General features: G+C 70.4%; 6 protein-coding genes and 1 pseudogene. 2 read left to right on the top strand and 5 right to left on the bottom strand.

The window, feature by feature from the left end; genetic code table 11:
• Positions 1-885: cation:proton antiporter (locus KBZ04_RS12835; RefSeq protein ID WP_254992297.1), on the bottom strand; the 885-nt coding region annotated here is incomplete at its 3' end.
• Between the two features lie 20 nt (positions 886-905).
• A complete protein-coding gene (locus KBZ04_RS12830) occupies positions 906-1,781 on the bottom strand; it encodes a DMT family transporter (protein WP_315860119.1) in 876 nt (291 codons plus the stop codon).
• 122 nt (positions 1,782-1,903) lie between these two features.
• Between KBZ04_RS12830 and dnaG the strand changes: the two genes are divergently transcribed.
• The gene (gene dnaG / locus KBZ04_RS12825; protein ID WP_254992296.1) at positions 1,904-3,988 is read left to right on the top strand and encodes a DNA primase; all 2,085 of its coding nucleotides are present in this window, start codon (positions 1,904-1,906) and stop codon (positions 3,986-3,988) included.
• A gap of 80 nt (positions 3,989-4,068) precedes the next feature.
• The gene (locus tag KBZ04_RS12820; protein WP_254992295.1) at positions 4,069-5,067 is read left to right on the top strand and encodes a GGDEF domain-containing protein; all 999 of its coding nucleotides are present in this window, start codon (positions 4,069-4,071) and stop codon (positions 5,065-5,067) included.
• Between the two features lie 21 nt (positions 5,068-5,088).
• On the opposite strand, the gene KBZ04_RS12815 is transcribed toward KBZ04_RS12820, so the two are convergent.
• The 3 genes and pseudogenes from KBZ04_RS12815 to KBZ04_RS12805 form a co-directional block, all read right to left on the bottom strand.
• Entirely contained in the window at positions 5,089-6,369 is a 1,281-nt protein-coding gene (locus tag KBZ04_RS12815; RefSeq protein ID WP_254992294.1) for a Y-family DNA polymerase, read from the bottom strand.
• Entirely contained in the window at positions 6,366-6,692 is a 327-nt protein-coding gene (locus tag KBZ04_RS12810) for a S24 family peptidase (protein WP_315859140.1), read from the bottom strand. Before KBZ04_RS12810 ends, KBZ04_RS12815 begins: the two co-directional genes overlap by 4 nt.
• A 44-nt stretch (positions 6,693-6,736) precedes the next feature.
• Positions 6,737-6,929: pseudogene (locus tag KBZ04_RS12805) on the bottom strand (hypothetical protein); the annotation flags it as partial.

Genomic DNA, 6,929 nt, shown 5'->3' with positions numbered 1-6,929 from the left:
GAAGCCGGAGCCGCCCATCAGTTCCGCCACCCCGTAGGAGATCAGGCCGATGGCGATGCCCAGGATCAGCAACTGGCTGCTCTCCCGCACCAACCGGTTGAGGCTGAAGCGCCCCAGGTAGCTCACGACCACGCCGATCAGAAGGCCGGAACCGATCTTCTGCAGGAAGGTCTGCAGCTGCTCCACCACCACTGCCTGTCCGCCGCCGCTCCCCTCCAGCGTCGTCAGTCCGATCACCAGCCCCAGAAACAGGATGCCGGTGGGATCGTTGACGGAGGATTCGAACTGCACCAGAGCCGAAAGCCGGCTTGGGATCGCCCGCTGCACCAGTTGCAGGACGTTCATCGTGGCGCCGGCATCGGTCGAGCCGAGACAGGCGGCGATCAGCATCGCCACGGCCACCGGCACCTGCCGGAAGCCGAGCTGGATGCCGGCGGCATCGGGGGAGGCCACGAACCAGATGATCAGCCCCAGCATCAGGCTGGAGAGGATCACGCCTCCCACCGCCAGGATGATCCCGTATTCGAGGAAGCCGCGAATCGAGCGGATGTCGGTTTCCAGGCCGGCGTTGAACAGCAGGATCGACAGACTCAGAACCTGCAGCCGCAGGATCGTGTCATGGCTGAACAGGGTGATGGAGGGATTGATCAGCAGGCCGAACAGCAGCACGCCAAGAATGGCCGGCACCCCGATCTTCAGGGAGAAGCGACTGATCGCCAGGGTGCCGAGAAAGATGCCGCCGATGGTCAGCATCATCAGCGGCAGGGGGACGATCCCCGGCGCCATCGGCGGCCGGATCAATGGCGTCTCCGTCCCCTGAGCGAAGCCCGCCACCATCGTGGCCAGCCAGGAATGGACGGCACCGGGCAGGGGGATCAACAGCAAGGGAACCCAGCCTGGCGGCGTCATCGTAGGGGCGGCTGGCCCAGAGAGATCAGCGTGGCCATCAGGATCAGGGCCGCCCCGATCGCCGTCGGCAGATCAATGCTTTCCCCGAAGATCCACCAACCCCAGAGGGCGGCGAATCCCACCTGCACGTAACTGATCGCCGTGGCCCGGGCCGCCGGCAGCTGGGTGAGGGCCCGGGTGAGTCCCACCTGACCCACCTGGGTGAACACCCCCACCCCCAGCAACCAGAGCCATTCGCCCGGCGTCGGCAGCACCGGATCGAGCAGGACCATGGGCAGGCTCATGGGCAGCGCCACGAGCGGAAAGTAGAAAATGATCACCGCCGGGTGTTCGCTCTCGGCCAGGCTCCGCACGCTCACATAGGCCACGGCGGTGAGCAGGGCGCCGGCCACCGCCACGGCCACCCAGGCGGCCGGCAGGGCGGTAGTGGCTGCCGGCTGGGCCACCAGCAGCACGCCCAGCCAGCCCAGTCCCATGGCCAGCAGCACCCGCCGGCCGAGGCGCTCGCCCAGCAGCAGCCAGGCCAGCAGCGCCGTGAAGGTGGGGTAGAGGTACTGCAGCACCGTGGCGGCGGCCAGGGGCAGGTGCATCACGGCGGCATAGACGCAGAACAGGGCGGCACTGCCCACCAGGCCCCGCAGCACCAGCAGTCCCCGGCGCCGTCCCCAGGGATCCACCCCCAGCCTGCGGACCATGGCGTAGCTGAGCACCAGGCTCACCAGGGCCCGGGCCAGCACCACCTCGGCGATCGGCAGCCGGCCGCCCACCTGCTTCACCCCCACCACCATCAGGCTGAAGGCCAGGGCGCTGAGCAGCATCCAGCCCCCGGCCGGCAGGGCTCGACCGGGATCGATCGGGGGCGTTTGGTTCACCCGGTGATCTCCATCGGTGGTGTCAGGCCCCAGAATGGGACCAACCCCACCACCACCGATAGGGTCGGCACCGCGGCGGCCCCTCCACCCTGCTCGCCCCGCCCTGTCTTGAGCCTGCACCCTTGAGCCTGCCCCGTCTCCACCCCCGCACGATCGAGGCCGTCAAGGAACGGGCCGACATCGTCGATGTGGTGGGGGAGCACGTGGTTCTGAAGAAGAAGGGCCGGGAATTCGTCGGGATCTGCCCGTTCCACGACGACAAATCCCCGTCGATGACGGTGTCGCCCGCCAAGCAGTTCTATTACTGCTTCTCCTGCGGGGCCGGCGGCAACGCCATCAAGTTCCTGATGGAACTGCAGCGCACCAGCTTCAGCGAGGTGGTGCTGGATCTGGCGCGCAAATACCAGCTGCCGGTCGAAACGCTCGATGGCCCCCAGCAGGAGCGGCTGCGCCAGCAGCTCTCCCGCCGCGACCGGCTGCACCGGGTGCTGGCCCTGGCGGCGGGCTGGTTCCAGGGCCAGCTGCGCTCGCCGGAGGGGGCCCCAGCCCTCACCTACCTGCGCCAGACGCGCGGCCTCAGCGAGACCACCCTCGAAGCCTTCCAGCTGGGCTATGCCCCGGCCGGCTGGGATGGGCTGCTGCAGCACCTGCAGCAGGTGGAGGGCCTGGGCCCCGACCTGCTGGAGGCGGCCGGTCTGGTGGTGGCCCGCAAGGGGGGCAGCGGCTTCTACGACCGCTTCCGCGACCGGGTGATGGTGCCGATCCGGGATCGCCAGGGCCGGGTGATCGGCTTCGGTGGGCGGGGCCTCGACGGCGCCGAGCCGAAGTACCTCAACTCCCCGGAAACGGAGGTGTTCGAGAAGGGCAAGCACCTGTTCGGTCTGGATCGGGCCGCCGATGCCATCCGCCGCGACGACCGGGCCGTGGTGGTGGAGGGCTACTTCGATGTGATCGCCCTGCACGCCGCCGGCATCACCAATGCGGTGGCGGCCCTCGGCACGGCCCTCAGCTCCAGCCAGATCACCCAGCTGTGCCGCTGCTGCGACGGCCGGCGGTTGATCCTCAACTTCGACAGCGACGGGGCGGGCATCCGCGCCGCCCAGCGGGCCATCGGCGAGGTGGAGCAGCTGGCGCTGCAGGGCCAACTGGAGCTGCGGGTGCTGCACCTGCCCGCCGGCAAGGACCCGGACGAGTTCCTGCAGCAGCACGGCGCTGGCGAGTACCGCTCCCTGCTCGATCAGGCGCCGCTCTGGCTCGACTGGCAGATCGAGCAGGTGTTCGATGGCAAGGATCTGGCCCGGGCCGACCAGTTCCAGCAGGCCGTCTCCGCCCTGGTGCAGCTGCTGGGCAAGCTGCCCCAGTCGGCGGTGCGCAGCCACTACCTGCAGCAGGTGGCCGAGCGCCTCTCGGGCGGCCAGGCCCGGCTGGCCATCCAGCTGGAGGAGGACCTGCGCCAGCAGGTCAAGGGCCAGCGCTGGCACGGCCGCTCCGTGAAATGGGAGCAACCCGGGGAGGTGGGGCACCGGGAGCGGGCCGAGGCGGAGATCCTGCGCCTCTACCTCCACTGCGCCCCCTGGCGCGGCGTGATCCGCGCCGAGCTGCGGCGCCGCGAACTCGATGACTTCGCCCTCCAGCACCACCGCCAGCTCTGGGCCGCCATCGGCGAGCTGGAGGAGGACAACCTCGGCGCCGGGCGGCTCGAGGCGATCAACCGGGGCACCGATCCCGGGCTGGATCTGGCCGATCTCGACCTGCCACGCCTGCTGGGCGACCGGCTGCTGGTGGAGCAGAGCGCCCTGCTGGGCCGGCTCACCCCCCTGCTGGAGCCCAGCGAGGTGCAGCGTCTCGCCCTGGCCCATCCACCCCTGCAGCTGCGTGGGGCCACGGCCTCACTGGAGCGCCAGCGGGTGCTGCGGCGCTGCCGTCATCTGCTCGATGCCTGGTCGAGTCAGCGCCTGCAGACCCTGGAGCACTGCATCGCCCAGCTGCTGGAGGAGGAGCGCCAGCTGCCCCCGCCAGCCGCCGCCCCCCCGGCGGTCGGCAGCGGGCTCGACATGGAAACCCGCATCCACGAGCTCTTCGATGCCCTCAACGGCGACGCCCTGCGTTTCCAGGAGGCCTATTACGCCGAGCGCCGCTACCTGAATCAGCTCGATGACGGCCGCCGCGCCGGCTACGAGGAGACCCTGGCGGTGCCGGCGGCCTGAGGCCGGTATCGGTATCCCTCCCCACAAACCAGCTCGCCACCGCCCGTTCTGCCTAGATTTTATTTGGATGCAGGCTTGCCATGGCTCCCTATCCGGCCTATCCCGTCCCCGCCGATGAGGACCAGCGGCTCCGCGACCTGGAGCGCTACGGCATCCTCGAGGCCGACAGCGATGAGCATTTCGACCGCATCCTCGATCTGACCGCGGCCATCTTCCAGACCCCGATCGTGGCCATCTCCCTGGTGGAGGCCGATCGGCAGTGGTTTCTGGCCAGGCGGGGACTGGAGGTGCGCGAAACCCCCCGGGAGATGGCCTTCTGCGCCCACGCGATCGTCCACGACGAGGTGATGGTGGTGTCCGATGCCCGCGCCGACGAGCGCTTCCGCAGCAACCCCCTGGTCTTCGCCGATCCCCACATCCGTTTCTATGCCGGTGCGCCCCTGCAGACGCCGGAGGGCCACAACCTCGGCACCCTCTGTGTCATCGACCGGGAGCCCCGTGATCTCAGCCCCGAGCAGCGCGAGCTGCTGCACCGCCTGGCCCAGCTGGCCATGCGCGAGCTGGAACTGCGGCGCCTGGCCCACCTCTGCCCCGTCACCGGCCTGCCCACCCGCCACACCTTCCTGAGCATCGGCGAGCGGGAGTTCGTGCGTGCCCGCCGTGACCAGCGCCCCCTGTCGCTGCTGCTCTTCGATGTCGACAATCTGCGCCTGATCAACAACCGCTGGGGTCATGCCGCCGGCGACCGGGTGCTCACCGATGTGGTTCAGCTGGCCCGCACCTTTCTCCAGGAGCAGGACTTCGCCGCCCGTCTCGGCGATGGTGAATTCGCCCTGCTGCTGGTGGGGGTCGAGCGCGATCCGGCCATGGCCCTGGCCGACGGTCTGCGCTCCGCCGTCGCCCACCTGTCCGGTGCTCACAGCCATTCCGACTTCCGCCTGCACATCAGCGGCGGTCTCACGGTCCTGGCCGCCTCGGACCGCCGTTTCACCGACCTGATCCAGCGGTCGGAGCGGGCCCTCGAGCTGGCCAAGGGCAATGGCCGCAACCAGATCGCCAGCCTCGATGCCGGGCCCTGACTGCGGCCCTGAACGCGGCCCTCAGGCCCGCACCACCGGCACATCGCTCAGCCGGGTGGTGGCGGCCCTCGACAGGCGCGAGCGGCGCATCGTCCAGCGGGGCCGCAGGCCGCAGGCGGCCCACTGCACGGTGCCGCTGCCGTAGCGGCGGTTGAGGCCGTCGACGGTGGCCATCAGGGCCTCGCGCCGCCGCTGCTGCTCCGGTGGCAGCGGCGCCAGCAGGTGGTGCTGCAGCAGCCCCACCGGCTGCAGATCCTGCAGCAGCACCCCCGCCTTCTGCAGCGGCTTGTGGGGCCGGAACAGCCGCTCGGCCAGGGGCAGGGCGGCGGCGAGCAGCACGGCGGTGTCGTTGCTGGCCAGCGGCAGAGCCACGGTGGCGGCGTTGGCGTAGAAGCGGGTGCCGTTGAAGGGGCTGCTGCGCACGAACACCGTGACGCTGCCCGCCCGCTGCCCCTGGCGGCGCAGCTTCTCGCAGGCCCGGCTGAGGTAGGTGGCGATCGCCTGCCGCAGGCCCTCGAGGTTGGTCACCGGTTCGCTGAAGCTGCGGCTGACGCAGGTTTCCTGCTTCGCCGGCGGCATGGCCACCAGGGGCAGGCAGCTGTGGCCGCGCAGTTCCTGCTGCAGGCGAACCCCCACGACGCCACAGCGGTGCCGCAGTTCGCCGCTCGGCATGTCGCGCAGGGCCCGGGCCTGGCTGATGCCCCGCAACCGGCACCAGCGGGACAGCTTGCGGCCGATGCCCCAGACGTCCTCGATGGGGATGGCCTCCAGCCAGGGGGCCGGATCCCCGGCCTGGCCCAGATCGAAGACGCCGCCATGGGAGGGGTCGCGCTTGGCGATGCGGTTGGCGATCTTGGCCAGCACCTTGGTGGGGGCGATGCCCACCGCCACCGGCAGACCCAGCTGGCGGCGCACCTGCCGGCGCAGGTCTTTCCCCCAGGTGGTGAGGTCGCCGTCGCCGGGGGGGCGGTGCAGGCGACCGAAGGCCTCGTCGATGGAATAGATCTCCAGCTCCTCCACCCAGGCTTCGAGGCTGGCCATCAGCCGCTGGCTCATGTCGGCGTAGAGGCCGTAGTTGGAACTGCGCACGATCACACCGCGGCGTTCCAGGTCGTGGCGCACCTGAAACCAGGGGGTGCCCATGGGAATGCCCATGGCGCGGGCCTCGGCGCTGCGGGAGACGATGCAACCGTCGTTGTTGGAGAGCACCACCAGGGGTTTGCCGATCACGGAGGGGTCGAGGGCGGCTTCGCAGGAGGCGTAGAAGTTGTTGCCGTCGACCAGGACGATGGCCTGGCTCATCGCCCCCCCGGCAGCGAACGGATCACGTGCACGGCCACGCCCCAGAGGCGATCGTCGTCGCGGCCGCCGAGGGCGAGGGGCGGGTAGGCGGGGTTGGCCGGCTCCAGCCACCAGTGCGCCCCCCGGCGCACCAGGCGCTTGAGGGTGAAGCCCCCCTCCAGCAGGGCCACCACGATGCGGCCCGATCGGGGCGTGGCCTCCCGGTCCACGACGAGCAGGTCGCCGTGGCGGATGCCGGCACCGAGCATCGAGTCGCCGCAGACGCGCAGCAGCAGGGTGCGGCCGGGGTGGAGGTTCAGCTGTTCGTTGAGGTCGACCCCCATCCCGGCTCCGGGCGACGGCCTTCACCCTAGTACGGACGTACTGGTCAGTCGTCGTCCTCGAGCAGCAGTTGCTGGAAGGCGGTGTAGAGGTCGAGTTCGGGATCGCCGGCCGAGGGGCGGCTGTTGCCTCCGCTCCGGGGGGCCTGTGTGCGGCGGCGGCTGGCGGGGGTGCTGGCGGGGGGAGGCACCTCCAGTTGCCGCAGCCGCTCCAGAAGGTGGGGCGGCACGCTGCCGTCG

It is taken from the genome of Cyanobium sp. N5-Cardenillas, assembly GCF_024345515.1.
In the GTDB taxonomy this organism is placed as follows: domain Bacteria; phylum Cyanobacteriota; class Cyanobacteriia; order PCC-6307; family Cyanobiaceae; genus Cyanobium.
The sequence above is the reverse complement of the archived record's forward strand: the minus strand, read 5'-3'. Positions and strand labels throughout refer to the sequence as shown.

Coding starts and splice junctions, on each gene's coding strand:
- KBZ04_RS12820 (WP_254992295.1), top strand. CDS start 4,069: ATGGCTCCCTATCCGGCCTATCCCGTCCCCGCCGATGAGGACCAGCGG.
- KBZ04_RS12815 (WP_254992294.1), bottom strand. CDS start 6,369: ATGAGCCAGGCCATCGTCCTGGTCGACGGCAACAACTTCTACGCCTCC.
- KBZ04_RS12810 (WP_315859140.1), bottom strand. CDS start 6,692: ATGGGGGTCGACCTCAACGAACAGCTGAACCTCCACCCCGGCCGCACC.